Origin of the sequence: Tsukamurella hominis, assembly GCF_965137015.1 — a bacterium.
Lineage (GTDB): Bacteria > Actinomycetota > Actinomycetes > Mycobacteriales > Mycobacteriaceae > Tsukamurella > Tsukamurella hominis.
This window is the reverse complement of record NZ_CBCRZG010000027.1, coordinates 19,833-34,379: the sequence shown is the minus strand read 5'-3', so window position 1 is coordinate 34,379 and position 14,547 is coordinate 19,833. Positions and strand designations below refer to the sequence as shown.

Sequence of the window (14,547 nt, the reverse complement as noted above, 5' to 3'; positions counted from 1 at the left end):
TCAGTAGAGCTCACGGCCGTACCCCTCGCCGTAGTAGCGATCCAGTTCTTCCAGCGAGTCCTCCGGCCGCTCCAACGCTTTGGCGATCACGGCGCGCCGGGGGACGCCGCGGTCGTCGTCCGTGGTGGGCCAGGTCGACGGTTCCCACGCCTCCGAGCGGAGGAATGCCTTGCTGCAGTGGAAGAAGACCTCGTCGATCGCGACCTCGACGATGAGCTGGGGTAGCTTCTCCCCCACCGCCATCCGGGGTGCGTAGGGCGCGTCGGCGAGCACCGCGGCAGTCCCGTTGACGCGTAGCGTGTCGCCGCGTCCGGGGATGACGAACTCGAGCGCGATGCGCGGATCGACGAGGAGGTTCCGCAGGCCGTCCACGCGGCGGTTCCCCGGCCGGTCGGGCAGCGCGATCGTCCGGTCGTCCAGCACGAGGACGCCGCCCGCCGGATCGCCCTTCGGCGAGACGTCGAGCCCACCCGGGCCCGACGTGGCGACGCAGTAGAGCCGCGCGGCCGCGAGGTACAGCCGGTGCACCTCGTGCAGTTCGGGGCGGGCCTTGTCGCGGATCCGCGGGATCGGCTCGGGCACCACCGCCCGTAGCTCCGCCTCGGTGCTCACCGGTCTGCGTGCATGCGCCATGTCATCGAGCGTAGAGACCCGCGCGGGGCGCCCGCGACCCGGTTTCCGCCCTACAGCGGGCGCAGGATGCGGTCGAGGAACTCCCGCGTGCGCGCGTGCTGTGGGTTCCCGATCACGTCGGCGGGGCGGCCCGCCTCGAGGACGGTGCCGCGGTCGACGAACAGCACCTGGTCGGCCACTTCGCGGGCGAAGGCCATCTCGTGCGTCACCACCACCATCGTGCGGCCCTCGGTCGCCAGGTCGCGCATCACGGTGAGGACGTCGCCGACGAGCTCGGGGTCGAGCGCCGAGGTGGGCTCGTCGAACAGCACGACCCGCGGTCGCAGCGCGAGGGCCCGCGCGATCCCGACACGCTGCTGCTGCCCGCCCGAGAGCTGGTGCGGGTACTTGTCCGCGTGGTCCTTGAGGCCGACGCGCGCCAGCAGCTCCCGCGCCTCCGCCTCGACCTCGTCCGCCGGGCGCTTCTGCACGACGACGGGCCCCTCGGTCACGTTCCGCAGCGCGGTGAAGTGCGGGAAGAGGTTGTGCGACTGGAAGACCATCGCGCTCTGTGCGCGATAGTCCTGCAGCTGCGCCTTGCCCGGCGCGCCGGCGGCGAAGTCCACCGTCGCATCGCCGACGGTGACGGTGCCCCCGTCCGGGAGCTCGAGCGCGTTGAGCGAGCGGAGCACCGTCGTCTTCCCGGATCCGGACGGCCCGATGATGACTGTCACCGAGCCCTCCGGGACGGCGAAGTCGATGCCGCGCAGCACCTCCACGTCGCCGAAGGACTTGGTGAGTCCGCGCACCGAGATCAGGTCGGTCATCGCGCCACGTACCTTTCGAATCGATCCTCGAGGCGGGACTGCACCAGGCTCAGCGCCTGGCAGATCACCCAGTAGTAGCAGGCGGCCACGACGTACATGATGAAGAAGTCGTAGGTGGGCGCCGCGGCGATCTGGGCCTGGCGGAACAGCTCGGTAACGAGGATCGCCGACGCCAGCGAGGTGTCCTTGACCAGGGAGACCAGGGTGTTGGCGAGGGGCGGCGTGGCGGTCCTCGCGGCCTGCGGCAGGATGATCCGGCGCAGGGAGGTGCGGTAGTCCATGCCGATCGTGGTGGCGGCCTCCCACTGCCCCCGCGGCACGGCGCCGATCGCGGCACGGATGATCTCCGCCGCGTAGCCGCCGACGTTGAGCGAGAAGGCGATCACCGCGGCGAGGAACGGATCGAAGACGACGCCCGCGAGGGGCAGCCCGTAGAAGATGATCACCAGCTGCACGAGCAGTGGCGTGCCACGGATGATCGAGATGTAGGCGCGGGCGAGCCCGCTGACCCCGCGGCGCTTCGACATCCGCGCCAGCGCCACCCCCAACGCGATCGCCAGGCCGATCACGAAGCTGATCGCGGTGAGCGGGATCGTCTTGGTCACCGTGGCCTCCAGCATCGGGACCAGGTTGCGCCGCACCATGTCCCACGTGCTGGAGCCGCGCTGTTCCTGCGCCCCGACGCCGAAGAACCGGTCGGAGATGCGCTGCGCGGTGCCGTCGGCGCGGATCTCGGCCAGGCCACGGTTGATCTCGGCGATGAGCCCGGAGTTCTTGCGGGCCGCGAACACCGAGTCGGCCTTGTCCGGCGTCTCCGCGGCGATCTCGACGGGCGCACCGGGCGTCACCGTCAGGTAGTTGCGCACGACGCCCGTGTCGTTGACGACGACGTCGACGCGGCCCTGCGCCAGCACGTTGACCGCGTCGGTGAAGCTGTTGACGGCCTCGATCCTCGCGCCCGCCTTCTCGGCGACGCCCGACCAGCTGCTGGTGATGCTCTGCGCGGCCGTCTTCCCGCGGATGTCGGCGAGCGAACGCACCGAGGTGTCGCCCTTGCGCACCAGGACCGAGCCGCCGGTCTGCAGGTAGGTGTCCGACAGGTCGTACTTCGCCGCCCGTTCGGGACTGGCCGTGACCTGGTTGGCGACCAGGTCGAAGCGGCCCGCCTCCAGTCCCGCCATCATCGAGTCCCACGGGGTCTCGACGAATTCGATTCTCCGCCCGATCTTCTCGGCGATGGCGGTGATCATCTCGACGTCGTAGCCCGTGAGCTTCCCGGCATCGTCGTGGTAGCTGTACACCTGGTACACGCCCTCGGTGCCCACGCGCAGGACCCCGTTCGGCGGCGGGAGCGGGTCGGCCTGCGCGGGCAGTGGCGCCGCGACGACGATCATCGCGAGCAGCGCGAGGAGGACGCGGGGCGCGGTGCGGACGGCTGATCGCATGCGTCGTTCTTAGCACCGGCACCGGCTCGACGCCGCACGGACGGCCATGTCGAACCTTTTTCAACTCAGGGGTTGAACAACGAGCGACGGGAGCGTACCGTCGTATTCAACAGATCAGTTGAACACAGAGGAGGTGCACCACGGACGACGACACCGACGACCTGTCCAAGGCGTTCGCGGCACTCGCGGACCCCACGCGGCGCGACATCGTCGCCCGCCTCTCGGACGGCGACGCCACGCTCACGGAGATCGCGGAGCGCTACGACGTGAGCATCCAGGCCGTCTCGAAACACCTCACCGTGCTCGAGAACGCCGGCCTGATCAGCAGGACCCGCCGCGCCCAGGCGCGGCCCGCCCACCTGGAAGCGGAGGTCTTCGACCTCATGAACGGGTGGATCGAGCGGTACCGGCGTCGCGCCGAACAGCGCTACCAGCGCCTCGACGCGGTGCTGGCCGACCTGAACGCGGAAGAGAATCCCACCGACATCACCGAACAAGGAGCAGCATCATGACCATCGTCAACGCCGAGGCCGGCATCGAGGCCTCCACCACCCTCCCCACCGTCACCATCACGCGCGACTTCCGGGCGACGCCGGCGCAGTTGTTCCGGGCCCACACCGACCCCGAGATCTACACCCGATGGGTGGGACCGTCGGACATCGACACCGAGATCGTGCACTGGGACGCGCGCACCGGCGGCAGCTGGGCCTACGTCAGCAAGCGCGGCGACGAGCGGTACGCCTTCCACGGCAGCTTCCACGACGTTCGGGAGGACCGGATCGTGCAGACCTTCACCTACGACGACATGCCCGACGGGGTGTCGCTGGAGACCATGACCTTCGAGGACCTCGGCGACGGTCGGACCCGACTGCACTCCGTCTCGCTGCTGGACAGCTTCGAGAGCCGCGACGGCATGCTGGCCAGCGGCATGGAGGTCGGCATCGTCGACGGCTACGCCAAGCTCGACCGGCTCCTCGCGGACGGCGAGGTGTAGTGGCTACCGTCGAGGCATGACCGACGCCGCACCGATTCGCACGCACGTCGCCGACGGCCTGGGGGTCCTCACCCTCGGCGCCGCCGGGCGGCGCAACCCCCTCTCGCTCGCCACGATGCGGGCGGCCACCGCCGCGCTCGACGGCTTCGACGCCGACCCCGCGGTGCGGGTCATCGTGATCCGCGCCGAGGGGCCGGCGTTCTCGGCGGGGCACGACCTCAGCGAGATGGTCGGCCGCACCCTCGACGAGGAGCGCGCGATCTTCGCCGCCTGCACCGACCTCATGGCCGCGGTGCACCGCGCGCGGCAGCCCGTGATCGCCCAGGTACAGGGCATGGCGCTGGCCGCCGGCTGCCAGCTCGTCGCGACCTGCGACCTGGCGATCGCGGCCTCCGATGCGCGGTTCTCGACGCCCGGCGTGAAGATCGGGCTGTTCTGCTCGACGCCGATGATCCCGCTCACCCGGGCCGTCGGCCGCAAGCGCGCGATGCAGATGCTGCTCACCGGCGAGATGATCAACGCCGAGACCGCGGTCGAGTGGGGCCTGGTCAACGCCGCCGTCCCCGCCGACCAGCTCGAGGCGACGGTCACGGGCCTGGCGCACCGGATCGCGGAGTCCAGCGGCGCGACGCTGGCGATCGGCAAGCGCGCCTTCTACGACCAGATCGACCGCACCGAGCCGGACGCCTACGCGGCCATGTCCGAGGTGATGGCGACCAACGCGATGATCCCGGACGCGCAGGAGGGGATGACGGCGTTCCTGGAGAAACGCTCCCCCGTCTGGCGGTGATGACCCGGTAACTTAGCAGCATGAAGCTGCCGCGGCTCCGCGCCGACTACGGGTCGATCCTCCTGGGGTCGGCCGACGACAGCTCCCGCCTGACCCGCGTCCGGGTGCAGCTGGTGATCACCATCGGCGTGATTGTCGCCAACCTCATCGGCGTCGGCCTGGCCATCGCGCTGGCCACCGTCGGCATCCCGGAGCCGTCGATCCCGTGGGACGCCTGGTGGATGAACTACCTGGTGGTGCCGCTGTACATCGGGATCGCCTTCGTGCTCGGCGCGACCATCGGCACCGTCCGCCTGGTGCGGTCGCTGCGCTGGTCGATCCGCAGGGAGGAACCGACCGCGGCGCAGGCGAAGGCGGCGATCGTCGGACCGTGGCGGCTCACCGCCCTCCAGGCCCTCCTCTGGGGCGTGGGGACCGTCGTGATGACGGTGGGTTACGGCTCCATCGACCCCGACCTGATCCCGAAGATCGCGCTGGTCACCGGCCTGTCCGGGGTCGTGGTGTGCGCGATCTCGTACCAGATCACGGAGTTCGCGCTCCGGCCCGCGGCCGCGCAGGCCCTGGAAGCCGGATATCGTGCGCCGCGCAAGGGCCGGCTGCGGATGCGGGCCGCCACCGCCTGGGCGATCGGTTCCGGCGTCCCCATCCTCGGCATCTTCCTCGTGGTCCTCTTCGGCACCTTCCGGGACGACACCACCAAGCTCGACATCTTCGTCGCCGTCGCCGCGCTCGCCGCGATCGCGCTGCTCACCGGGCCGCTCATCAGCCTCTTGAACATCGACGCCCTGATCGCGCCCCTGCGCGTCCTGGGCGGCGCGATCCGCCGCGTCCGCGACGGCGAGACCGACGTGGCCGTCCGCATCTTCGACGGCTCCGACATGGGCGAGCTGCAGGCCGGGTTCAACGAGATGACCACCGGCCTCGCCGAGCGCGAGCGGCTGCGCGACCTGTTCGGCCGGCACGTGGGCCGCGATGTCGCCGAGTCGGCGCTCGGCCTCGGCGTGCAGTTGGGCGGCTCCGAGCAGGTCGTCGGCGTGCTCTTCGTCGACGTGGTCGGCTCCACGACGCTGGCGCGGCAGCGCCCGGCGACCGAGGTGGTCGAACTGCTCAACCGGTTCTTCGAGGTCATCGTGACCGCGGTGGAGGAGAACGACGGCCTGGTCAACAAGTTCGAGGGCGACGCGGTGCTGGCCGTCTTCGGCGCGCCGCTGCCGCACCCGGACCCGGCCGGCGGGGCCCTCCGCGCCTCGCGGCTCATCGCCGACCGCTTGCCCGCCGCGGTGCCCGACCTGCGGGCCGGCATCGGCGTCTCCTACGGCGTGGTCGTCGCGGGCAACGTCGGCGCGATCGAGCGCTACGAGTACACCGTGATCGGCGACCCGGTCAACGAGTCCGCGCGCCTGTCCGAGGTCGCCAAGCGCGACACGTCGCTGCCGGTGGCGTCCGAGCCCGCGATCATGGGCGCCCGCGAGGCCGAGTCGCAGCACTGGCGGTTCACCGACGAGCTGGAGCTGCGCGGCCGCGACGAATACACCCGCCTCTACTCCCCCAGGGAGTCCTCGAGGACGAGCACGTCGTCGACGAAGGTCGTGCCGCCGACGGTGAACTCGCGCACCCCCGCCGTCACGAACCCCGACTTGGCGTAGAACCGCTTGGCGCGCGCGTTGTCGGCGTTCACGCCGAGCCAGACGGGCAGGTCCGCGGCGTCGGCGCGGACCGCGTCGAGCAACGCGCGGGCGACCCCGCCGCCGTGGTGGTCCGGGTCCACGTAGAGCTTGGACAGGTAGGCCGACGGTGCGCCGCGGAGCGCCGCGGGCCCCTCGTCGTGCGCGCCGTGCAGCACCAGGGCGTACCCGACGAGGCCGTCCGCCCCGTCGACCACGAGGACCCGGTGGGCGGGATCGGCCAGGTGGCGGTCGAACTCGGCCTCGCTGAGGTGCGTCGCCACGAAGTCCGCGACGTGCTCCCGCGCCAGCGACGGCGGGCAGGCCAGCGGGAACGTGCGCGCCGCGAGCGCGGCCACGGCGCCGGCGTCGCCGGGCGCCGCGCGACGCACGCGCGCCTGCATCGGGGCCGTCATTCGCGCCCCAGCAGCCGGTCGGTCTCGCGCCGCTCGCGCTTGGTGGGGCGCCCCGCGCCCCGGTCGCGCTGCGGCATGGACAGCACGATCTCCCGCGGCGGGGGCGGCGGGCTGTGGTCGATGTAGCAGGTGGCCGCGATCGGCGCGCCGACCCGCTTGGGGATGAGGGTGGCGACCTCGACGATCCGCTCCCGGCCGGCGAGCCGCAGCCGCACCTCGTCGCCCACCACGATGTGCTGAGCGGGCTTGGCGGTCGCGCCGTTGACCCGCACGTGCCCGCCACGACATGCCGTGGCGGCGGCCGACCGCGTCTTGGTCAGCCGCACCGCCCACAGCCAGGCGTCGACCCGCACGACTACCGGGCGCGCAGCAGCCGCGACAGCCCGACGGCGCCGAGCACGCCGAACGCCACCAGCAGGAGCAGGCCAAGACCCGCACCACCGATGAACCAGCCGACGGCGACGACCACCAGCGCGGGCGCGGCCATCGCCGCGACCATCCCGGGGTGCTGCTTCACGACGTCCAGCGCGGCCTTCTTGCGCGCGGGATCGAGCTCTTTTCCAGCCATGTCACCAATGTACGCATTCCCGGCAGGGCAAGATCGGGGCATGACGGTGCTGGCGCTCATGCGACACGGCGAGTCGGGCATGTCGATCCCCGACGAGGCCCGCCCGATCAGCGCGAACGGTCGCGACCAGGCCCGACGGTCCGCGGCGTGGCTCGCCGAGCAGGGCCTCGAACCCGGTCACGCGCTCGTCTCGTCGGCGCGGCGCACCGTCGAGACCTTCCACGCGATGGACCTGCGCTGCCCGATGACGGCGACCGGGGAGCTCTACGAGTGCCCCGGCCGGCGCGTGCTCGACGAGGTCAACGGCGTCCCCGGCGACGTCGACGTCCTGCTCGTGGTGGCACACTTCCCCGGCCTGCCCGAGGCGGCGGCGCAACTCGACCCGGGCGCGGAGCTCCCGGGCTTCGCGCCCGGCACCGTCGTACTGCTCGACCTCGACGACGGCCCGGCGGCGCCCGGTTCGGGCCGGATGCTGTCGTGGTTCACCCCGTAGGGTGTCCGATATGGACACCCTGATCCTGCTGCGGCACGGCAAGTCCGCGTACCCCGACAAGGTGAAGGATCACGACCGCCCGCTGGCGCCGCGCGGCGTCCGGCAGGCCGGGCTCGCCGGCAAGGCGATCCGCCGGTACGGCCACGACGTGGATCTGGTGCTGTGCTCGACCGCGGAGCGCGCGCGGGCGACGCTGGAGCGGGCCGCCGTCGACGCGCCGGTGCGCCACCTGCCCGCGCTGTACGGGGCGACGGGCGCCGAGATCCTCGAGATCGTGGAGGCGGAGCGGGGCGACGCGACGACGGTGCTCGTGGTGGGCCACGACCCCGGGCTCGCCGAGGCGGCGCAGATCCTCGACCCCACCTTCACCTTCGCCAAGTTCCCCACGTCGGCGTTCACGGTCATCCGGGAAGGCCACGCGGAGTTGCACATACCTCGCTAACGTGAAGCCGTGACCCATCGCGCGCGCTTCGAGAACTCCGCCGGATCCCTCTTCACCGACGGGCTGCGGGGCGTCCTCGCGGCCCACCCCGACGCGGCTTGGCACGACGCGGGCTTCGTCGCCCGCCGCACGCCCCGGACCTCCGGCGTCGCCGTGGTCTCCGGCGGCGGCTCCGGCCACGAGCCGATGCACGTCGGGCTGATCGGCGCCGGCATGCTCGACGCGGCCTGCCCTGGCCTGATCTTCACCTCCCCCAACGCCGTGCAGGTGGCGGCCGCGACCCGCGCGGTGGACACCGGCGCGGGCGTCGTGCACGTGGTGAAGAACTACACCGGCGACGTGATGAACTTCGCCGTCGCCCGCCGCCTCGTCGGCGCCCCCGACGGCGATGCGCCGGCCGTCGCCACCGAGTTCGTGCTGGTCGACGACGATGTCGCGACCGAGGACACCTCCGGCCCCGGGCGGCGCGGCACCGCCGCCACGGTCATCGTGGAGAAGATCTGCGGCGCGGCCGCCGACCGGGGATCGTCGCTCGCGGAGGTGGCCGCGGTCGGCCGCCGGGCCGCGGCCCGCGCCCGCTCCATGGCCGTCTCCTTCTCCGCCTGCAACGTGCCGGGCTCCGACGCCCCCTCGTTCGACCTGCCCGACGGGCACATGGCCTTCGGCGTCGGCATCCACGGCGAGCGCGCCCGCGACGAGCGGCCCGCGACCGCCGCCGAGGAGATCGTCACCGACCTGCTGGCGCGTATCCTCCCCGGCACCGGCCTCGGCTCCGGCGACCGCGCGCTGGTCGTGGTCAACAACCTCGGCGCCGTCACCGACCTGGAGACCGGCGTGCTGTTCGCCGAGGCGGTGAAGCAGCTGGCCGAGCGCGGGATCGAGGTGACCCGCTCCCTGGTCGGGCGGTTCGTCACCGCCCTCGACATGGCCGGCGCCTCGCTCACGGTGGTCCCCCTCGACGACGAGCTCGTCGCGCTGTGGGACGCGCCGACGTCCGCGCCGGGCTGGCCGAACGCGGCCACGGCACCGTCGAACCTGGACCCGCTCGCCCACGCCCGGCCGGACGACTCCGCCGACAGCGGCGAGCCGAACGCCTGGCTCTCGGACTTCGTGGGCCGCGTGCAGCGCTCGGTGGACGAGCTGACCGAGCTGGACCGCAAGGCCGGCGACGGCGACTTCGGCACCAACATGGAGGCCGCGCTCGGCCACTTCCCGCTCCCCCTCCGCGGTACCGACGGCGAGGTCCTCGACGCCATGTCCACCTCGTACCTGGTGCGCGCGGGCGGCACCTCCGGCGCCGTCTTCGGGACCTTCTTCACCGAGCTCGGCCGGGCCCTGCAGGCCGACGGTGCCGGCTTCGCGCGCGGTGTGCGCGCCGGCCTCGACGCGGTGGTCGAGCTGGGCGGCGCACGGGTCGGCGACAAGACGGTCGTGGACGCGATCTCCCCCGCCGCCGATGTGCTCGACACCGGCGGCTCGCTCGCGGACGCGGCGGCCGCGGCGGCGCAGGGCGTGGCGGCGACGGCGGACAGCACCGCCTCGCGCGGCCGGGCCAGCTACCTCGGCGACGCCGTGATCGGCGTGCCGGATCCCGGTGCGCTGGTGATGTCCTGGCTGTTCGAGGCGGCGGCCGCCGGCAGGTAGCCGCCCCGGTCCGGATCATTCGGCGCGGATCGTCTCGGCGATCAGCGACGCCGCGGCGAGGACGCTCGCGTGCGGGCCGCTCCACAGGAGCTCGGGCAGTACCGAGCCGTCGACGACCCGCGCCCCGTCGAGGCCGTCGATCCGTCCCCCGGCATCGACGCGCTCCCCGAACGGCAGCGTGCCCCAGGCGTGCGAAGACATGCCGATCACCGGATCGACGGCGATCGAGCCGGGCTCCACGAGGTCCGCGAACGCGGGCGAGCCGAGCATGGCGACGACCTGGTCCACACCCCGCGCCATCCGCGCCCTCGACTCCGCGTCGGGCTCGCCCAGGTCGAGGGCGCCCCCCGGCCCGAGCACGCCGCGCGTCGGGCGGCTCATGTCGGCGATCCCGATGGGCACTCCGCGCCTCTCCATGCCCGGGATGTACGACGCGAAGTCGTCGCCGTAGCAGCGGAGTTCGAGCCCGTCCGCGGTGTGGAAGACCGTCTGCAGGAGCGGAACCGGCGGCAGCGGACGCCGAGGCGTGAAGCGCACGATGCGCTCGGGATGCTCGCGGGTCACGAGCGGCCCGATCGTCGGCGCGAGGAGCAGGCCGGATCCGAGAGTGCCGGCGGCGAGGATCGTCTCGGCCGCGTGGATCCGCCCCGCGGTCGTCTCCACCCCGAGGACTCTCCCGCGCTCCACGACCAGGGCTGTCGCCGTAGCGCGCAGCAGAGTGGGACCGCCGTCGACGGGAAGGGCGTCGGCCGCCGTCCACCGCGCGCCGTCGAAGCGGTTGGATCGGACGCGATTCAGCCCGATGCCCGCCCACGGCGCATCCGCCAGGGCCACGAGACCGTGTGCGCGCCAGTAGGCCTCGAACGGCCCGGCGACCTCCCCCAGCTCGTCGTCCGCGAACGCCGAGACCCGCATGAAGCCGCCGCCGGCGGCGCCTCCGTCCAGGCGGTCGAACGCGGCGGCGATCGGGTCCTGCGGCCACGGCCACGCCGCGTAGTCGCTCCGGTGACCGCGCAGGAAGTAGCCGCCGTTCACGACGGCCGAACCACCCAGGCCCCTGCCGCGCACCACGTCCCGCCCGTGGGACTCGCGGTACCGCCGGACGCGATCTCCGGCGAGGGGCAGGGCGGTGACGCGTCGCGTCGCGGAGGAGGGGACGGTGAGGGGCCCGCCCTCGATGAGCACGACATCCCGGTCGCGGCTCAGGGCCTGCGCGATCACCAGGCCGGCGCTGCCCGCCCCCACGACGACCGTGTCCGCGGTGAGCCGCGCGCCGCCGGCCATGTCAGCGCGTGATCCTCGGCCGCAGGGCGCCGAACTCGCGCCGCGCGACGGCCCCCTGCCACACGCCGAGGCCGTAGGCGAGGTCGTCGAGGCGGTGCAGCACGGCCCAGGTGACCGGGTCCGGATGGGGCGCCGACGGTTCCCGGTGCATCGCCGCCGCCCACGTCACGACGGGCTCCACCGCGGCCGCGACCAGCACCCGCCGCCGGAAGCGGCGCGAGAGCAGCGCCGCGGCGGCGGTCACCGGCCAGTAGTGTCGCAGCATCGCCGCGAGCCCCTGGTGGACGCCGAAGTACGCGGCGCGAAGGGTGATCCGCGCGGCGACCGCGTCGGTGCGGGGCACCTCGCGCAGGCGGCCCCGGAGGCGCGCGAACATCCAGCCGTACACCGCCGCGGCGCCGGCGGCCCCGGTCCGCGTGCCGGACAGGACGCCGACGGTGGCGAGGGCGACCGGGACCGAGGCGACCACGGGCGCGGCGTGGGCGCCGTGCCGGCGGGCCAGCTCGGCGGCCCCGGTGCCGTAGAACCGGCGCCGGCCGAGCAGCGCCCGCGCCGTGGTCCGGTGGTCGTGCCCCACCCGCGCGGCGGGCTCGTACCGCACCGTCCACCCGGCGGCGGCGAGGCGCCAGCACAGGTCCACGTCCTCGGCGACGCGGAGGTCGTCGTCGAAGCCGCCGACGGCCTGGAAGGCGGTGCGCCGGACCAGCATCGCCGCCGACGGCACGTAGGCGACGGGGTTCCCCGGCCGCGCGGCGCCGGGCCGCGGCCCCATGTCCAGGCTGGAGTGCAGTCCCGCGTACCGCGCGACGGCCCGCGTCCACGGCGCGTCCTCGAGTCCGACGATGCGGGGCGCGGCCACGGCCACCGTCGGGTCGGCGAGCCGGGCGCGGAGCACGTCGGCCCAGCCGGGCCGGGGCACGGTGTCGGCGTCGAGGAAGGCGACGAGGTCGGTGGCGGCGAGCGCCGCGCCGCGGTTGCGGGCGTGCGCGGGTCCGCGGTTCTCGGGCAGGCGGAGCAGCCGCACGGCGGGGTCGCCGGGCACGCGGATCGGGATCGCCGAGCCGTCGTCGACGACCACGACCGGCAGGCCGGGCAGTGCGCGCAGCAGGCGGTCGGCGCCGGCCTGATCGTCACGGACGGGGATCACGACGGTGATCTCCGCGGCCCCCTGCGCGGCGGCGATCGGCGCGGCGACACCGGAGTCGAGCAGCCGCCGTGCGAGACCCGCGGTCGCGGCGTCGCCGACGGTGACGGTGCCGTCGTCGTCGATCAGGCCGACGGCGGCGGACGACAGGGTCAGCAGCCGCATCGGCGAGCCGCCGAGCAGGTGCCGCGGGCCGGGACGCAGGCACCCCGGGTCGAGCCGGACGGTGAAACCGTCCGGCAGGAGCGCGGATCCGGGGCCGGTCACCGCAGCCGCCCGTCGGCGCCGACGGTCCACCGGCCGAGCGCGCCGACGAGGCGGTCGACCGCGCCGTCGAGCAGCTCCGCGCCGTGCGCGGCGGTGGCCGTGGTCGGGTCGCCGAGGACGCCGTTCGGCGCGACCGCCGCGACCCCGCCGGCGCGCAGCCGGTCGAGGAGCGCACCGATCGGCGCCGTCTCCCCCGGCTCGATCCGGTCCCCGCGCACCGCATCCGGGGCGTGCGCGAGCAGCACCGAGGTCTCGGTCGCGCCCGCGTGGGCGTCGCCGGCCGGGAAGACGCAGGGGAACCACGCGGCGTCGCGGCCCTCGTAGCGCAGCAGCGCCGCGGCGGCGCGCAGCGCGTCGAGGTTCCCGCCGTGCCCGTTGACGAAGGCGATGCGCGCCGCCCACCGGGACGCGCTGCGCCCCAGCTCCACCAGCACGAGTTCCAGTGCGGCCGTGCCGATCGAGACGGTGCCCGGGAAGTCCTCGTGCTCGCCGGACGCGCCGTAGGGCAGCGCGGGGGCGAGGATGACGGCACCGTCGGCGCCGGGTGCGGAGGCGAGCCTCTCGACGGCGCGCCGCGCGATCACGGCGGCGACGCGGGTGTCGGTGTCGAGCGGCAGGTGCGGGCCGTGCTGTTCGACGGAGCCGACCGGGACCACGAGCACCGACCCGGCCGGGGGGACCTCCGGCCAGGTCAGCGAGTTCAGCTCGGTCGCCACGGGGCTCAGCCGCCGAAGGAGCGCTCGAAGCCCTCAGGAATGATGAGGTCGTCGCGGCTGAGCTCGGCGACGTCGGCGCGGCCGAGCCCCATCATCGTCGAGTCGACGCCCATGCGGAGCAGGTCGAGCACGTTCTCGACGCCCGCCTGGCCGTTGGCCGCGAGGCCGAACAGGTAGGCGCGGCCGATCATCACGGCCTTGGCCCCGAGGGCGAGGGCCTTGACGACGTCGGCGCCGCGGCGGATGCCGCCGTCGAGCAGCACGTCGACGTCGCCCCCGACGGCGTCGGCGATTGGGCCGAGCACGCGGATGGTGGCGGGCGTACCGTCGAGGTTGTTGCCGCCGTGGTTGGAGACGGAGATGGCGGTGGCGCCGATGTCGACGGCGCGCTTCGCGTCGTCGAGCCGGGTGATGCCCTTGACCATGAACTCGCCGCCCCACTGCTCGCGCAGCCACTCCAGGTCCTCCCAGGTGGGCGGCGGGGTGTTCATCCACTGGTAGTACGCGCCGAAGAAGGTGGGGCCGGTCTCGCCGCGATCGACCAGGTTGGGCGCGGTGAGGTCGGGCACGATGATCCGGCCGTCGCGGATCCAGTCGAGGGCGTAGCGCGGCCTCGCGGCGATCTCGGGGGCGAGCCGCGCGAGGGCCTTGAGGTCCACCTTCTCGGGGATCTCGGGGCTGCCCCAGTCCCGGCCGATGTTGAACACCCAGTCGGTGGTGACGATGAGGCCCTGGCACCCCGCCTCCTTCGCCCGCCGCGCGCGGGCGAGGATGTCGTCGCGGCTGCCGAGCCAGTAGATCTGGAAGAAGATCCGTCCGTTGACCTCCGTCACCTCCTCCACCGGCTTGCTGGCGAAGCTGGACAGGCCCATCGCGGTGCCGCGGGCGGCGGCGGCACGGGCGACGGCGACCTCGCCGTCGGGGTCGACGGCCTGGACGCCCGTCGGGGAGATCATCACCGGGAAGGACAGCTCCTGCCCCATCACCTTGGTGGTGAGGTTGCGCTCGGCCTTGGCCCCCACGACGTGCGGGGCGAAGCCCAGTTCCTCGAAGGCCTCGGTGTTATCGGTGACGGTGACGCCGCCCTGGGTACCTGCCACGAGGGACGAGTAGACCGTGCGCGGCAGGCGCTTGCGGGCGCGGTTCTGCGCCTCGTGGACGGTCTCGAACCAGGGGTTGCGGCGCCACGGATTGTGCTCGGCGAGTGCGGAGAGTCGGGACATGGTGGTGTTCCTCGGGTT

At 73.5% G+C, this 14,547-nt stretch carries 16 protein-coding genes and 1 pseudogene; 7 read left to right on the top strand and 10 right to left on the bottom strand.

What is annotated here, in order from left to right:
- Genes ACM9LD_RS22410 through ACM9LD_RS22400 form a run of 3 tightly spaced genes read right to left on the bottom strand, consistent with a single transcriptional unit; the run spans nt 1 to nt 2,884 of the window.
- Nucleotides 1–633, bottom strand: coding sequence for an MSMEG_1061 family FMN-dependent PPOX-type flavoprotein (locus tag ACM9LD_RS22410; RefSeq protein WP_415678724.1), 633 nt, complete (start codon nt 631–633; stop codon nt 1–3).
- Between the two features lie 50 nt (nt 634–683).
- A complete protein-coding gene (locus tag ACM9LD_RS22405) occupies nt 684–1,439 on the bottom strand; it encodes an amino acid ABC transporter ATP-binding protein (protein ID WP_415678723.1) in 756 nt (251 codons plus the stop codon).
- Complete coding sequence (locus tag ACM9LD_RS22400; RefSeq protein ID WP_415678722.1) at nt 1,436–2,884, bottom strand: ABC transporter substrate-binding protein/permease; 1,449 nt, start codon at nt 2,882–2,884, stop codon at nt 1,436–1,438. Before ACM9LD_RS22400 ends, ACM9LD_RS22405 begins: the two co-directional genes overlap by 4 nt.
- 161 nt (nt 2,885–3,045) lie before the next feature.
- Here ACM9LD_RS22400 and ACM9LD_RS22395 point away from each other — a divergent pair, with 161 nt between their 5' ends.
- Genes ACM9LD_RS22395 through ACM9LD_RS22380 form a run of 4 tightly spaced genes read left to right on the top strand, consistent with a single transcriptional unit; the run spans nt 3,046 to nt 6,314 of the window.
- Complete coding sequence (locus ACM9LD_RS22395) at nt 3,046–3,396, top strand: ArsR/SmtB family transcription factor (protein ID WP_415678752.1); 351 nt, start codon at nt 3,046–3,048, stop codon at nt 3,394–3,396.
- Nucleotides 3,393–3,878, top strand: a complete 486-nt coding sequence (locus ACM9LD_RS22390; RefSeq protein WP_415678721.1) for an SRPBCC family protein — start codon at nt 3,393–3,395, stop codon at nt 3,876–3,878. The genes ACM9LD_RS22395 and ACM9LD_RS22390 overlap by 4 nt, the downstream gene beginning before the upstream one ends.
- A gap of 16 nt (nt 3,879–3,894) precedes the next feature.
- A complete protein-coding gene (locus ACM9LD_RS22385; protein WP_415678720.1) occupies nt 3,895–4,668 on the top strand; it encodes an enoyl-CoA hydratase in 774 nt (257 codons plus the stop codon).
- Nucleotides 4,669–4,688: 20 nt separating this feature from the next.
- Nucleotides 4,689–6,314 (top strand): adenylate/guanylate cyclase domain-containing protein, encoded by a 1,626-nt coding sequence (locus tag ACM9LD_RS22380; RefSeq protein WP_415678719.1) that lies wholly within the window; start codon nt 4,689–4,691, stop codon nt 6,312–6,314.
- Here ACM9LD_RS22380 and ACM9LD_RS22375 read toward each other — a convergent pair.
- The 3 genes and pseudogenes from ACM9LD_RS22375 to ACM9LD_RS22365 form a co-directional block, all read right to left on the bottom strand.
- Nucleotides 6,209–6,748 carry a GNAT family N-acetyltransferase gene (locus ACM9LD_RS22375; protein ID WP_415678718.1) on the bottom strand — a complete coding sequence of 180 codons (540 nt, stop codon included), beginning with the start codon at nt 6,746–6,748 and terminating at the stop codon, nt 6,209–6,211. The genes ACM9LD_RS22380 and ACM9LD_RS22375 overlap by 106 nt on opposite strands.
- An 11-nt stretch (nt 6,749–6,759) precedes the next feature.
- A pseudogene (locus tag ACM9LD_RS22370) lies at nt 6,760–7,101 on the bottom strand (RNA-binding S4 domain-containing protein); the annotation flags it as partial.
- Nucleotides 7,102–7,103: 2 nt separating this feature from the next.
- Nucleotides 7,104–7,316, bottom strand: coding sequence for a hypothetical protein (locus tag ACM9LD_RS22365; RefSeq protein ID WP_068524038.1), 213 nt, complete (start codon nt 7,314–7,316; stop codon nt 7,104–7,106).
- A 40-nt stretch (nt 7,317–7,356) separates the two neighbouring features.
- On the opposite strand from ACM9LD_RS22365, the gene ACM9LD_RS22360 reads away from it, so the two are divergent.
- From ACM9LD_RS22360 to ACM9LD_RS22350, 3 genes are read left to right on the top strand one after another with little or no spacing between them, the layout of a single operon-like run.
- Nucleotides 7,357–7,809, top strand: a complete 453-nt coding sequence (locus tag ACM9LD_RS22360) for a SixA phosphatase family protein (RefSeq protein WP_415678717.1) — start codon at nt 7,357–7,359, stop codon at nt 7,807–7,809.
- Nucleotides 7,810–7,819: 10 nt separating this feature from the next.
- The gene (locus ACM9LD_RS22355) at nt 7,820–8,251 is read left to right on the top strand and encodes a SixA phosphatase family protein (protein WP_415678716.1); all 432 of its coding nucleotides are present in this window, start codon (nt 7,820–7,822) and stop codon (nt 8,249–8,251) included.
- Nucleotides 8,252–8,260: 9 nt separating this feature from the next.
- Nucleotides 8,261–9,895 carry a dihydroxyacetone kinase family protein gene (locus ACM9LD_RS22350; RefSeq protein WP_415678715.1) on the top strand — a complete coding sequence of 545 codons (1,635 nt, stop codon included), beginning with the start codon at nt 8,261–8,263 and terminating at the stop codon, nt 9,893–9,895.
- Nucleotides 9,896–9,910: 15 nt separating this feature from the next.
- On the opposite strand, the gene mftG is transcribed toward ACM9LD_RS22350, so the two are convergent.
- Genes mftG through mftD form a run of 4 tightly spaced genes read right to left on the bottom strand, consistent with a single transcriptional unit; the run spans nt 9,911 to nt 14,529 of the window.
- A complete protein-coding gene (mftG, locus tag ACM9LD_RS22345; RefSeq protein WP_415678714.1) occupies nt 9,911–11,179 on the bottom strand; it encodes a mycofactocin system GMC family oxidoreductase MftG in 1,269 nt (422 codons plus the stop codon).
- Between the two features lies 1 nt (nt 11,180).
- The gene (mftF, locus tag ACM9LD_RS22340; RefSeq protein ID WP_415678713.1) at nt 11,181–12,590 is read right to left on the bottom strand and encodes a mycofactocin biosynthesis glycosyltransferase MftF; all 1,410 of its coding nucleotides are present in this window, start codon (nt 12,588–12,590) and stop codon (nt 11,181–11,183) included.
- On the bottom strand, nt 12,587–13,315 hold the full coding sequence (mftE, locus tag ACM9LD_RS22335) for a mycofactocin biosynthesis peptidyl-dipeptidase MftE (RefSeq protein WP_415678751.1): 729 nt from the start codon (nt 13,313–13,315) through the stop codon (nt 12,587–12,589). Before mftE ends, mftF begins: the two co-directional genes overlap by 4 nt.
- The gene (gene mftD, locus ACM9LD_RS22330) at nt 13,312–14,529 is read right to left on the bottom strand and encodes a pre-mycofactocin synthase MftD (RefSeq protein ID WP_415678712.1); all 1,218 of its coding nucleotides are present in this window, start codon (nt 14,527–14,529) and stop codon (nt 13,312–13,314) included. The genes mftE and mftD overlap by 4 nt, the downstream gene beginning before the upstream one ends.
- Between the last annotated feature and the right edge of the window lie 18 nt (nt 14,530–14,547).

Bases quoted from the DNA above. Each gene is read 5' to 3' on its own strand.
- ACM9LD_RS22400 (WP_415678722.1), bottom strand. From the start codon at position 2,884: ATGCGATCAGCCGTCCGCACCGCGCCCCGCGTCCTCCTCGCGCTGCTC.
- ACM9LD_RS22365 (WP_068524038.1), bottom strand. From the start codon at position 7,316: ATGGCTGGAAAAGAGCTCGATCCCGCGCGCAAGAAGGCCGCGCTGGAC.
- ACM9LD_RS22355 (WP_415678716.1), top strand. From the start codon at position 7,820: ATGGACACCCTGATCCTGCTGCGGCACGGCAAGTCCGCGTACCCCGAC.
- mftG (WP_415678714.1), bottom strand. From the start codon at position 11,179: ATGGCCGGCGGCGCGCGGCTCACCGCGGACACGGTCGTCGTGGGGGCG.
- ACM9LD_RS22360 (WP_415678717.1), top strand. From the start codon at position 7,357: ATGACGGTGCTGGCGCTCATGCGACACGGCGAGTCGGGCATGTCGATC.
- ACM9LD_RS22380 (WP_415678719.1), top strand. From the start codon at position 4,689: ATGAAGCTGCCGCGGCTCCGCGCCGACTACGGGTCGATCCTCCTGGGG.
- ACM9LD_RS22405 (WP_415678723.1), bottom strand. From the start codon at position 1,439: ATGACCGACCTGATCTCGGTGCGCGGACTCACCAAGTCCTTCGGCGAC.
- mftD (WP_415678712.1), bottom strand. From the start codon at position 14,529: ATGTCCCGACTCTCCGCACTCGCCGAGCACAATCCGTGGCGCCGCAAC.
- ACM9LD_RS22385 (WP_415678720.1), top strand. From the start codon at position 3,895: ATGACCGACGCCGCACCGATTCGCACGCACGTCGCCGACGGCCTGGGG.
- ACM9LD_RS22375 (WP_415678718.1), bottom strand. From the start codon at position 6,748: ATGACGGCCCCGATGCAGGCGCGCGTGCGTCGCGCGGCGCCCGGCGAC.
- ACM9LD_RS22410 (WP_415678724.1), bottom strand. From the start codon at position 633: ATGGCGCATGCACGCAGACCGGTGAGCACCGAGGCGGAGCTACGGGCG.
- ACM9LD_RS22390 (WP_415678721.1), top strand. From the start codon at position 3,393: ATGACCATCGTCAACGCCGAGGCCGGCATCGAGGCCTCCACCACCCTC.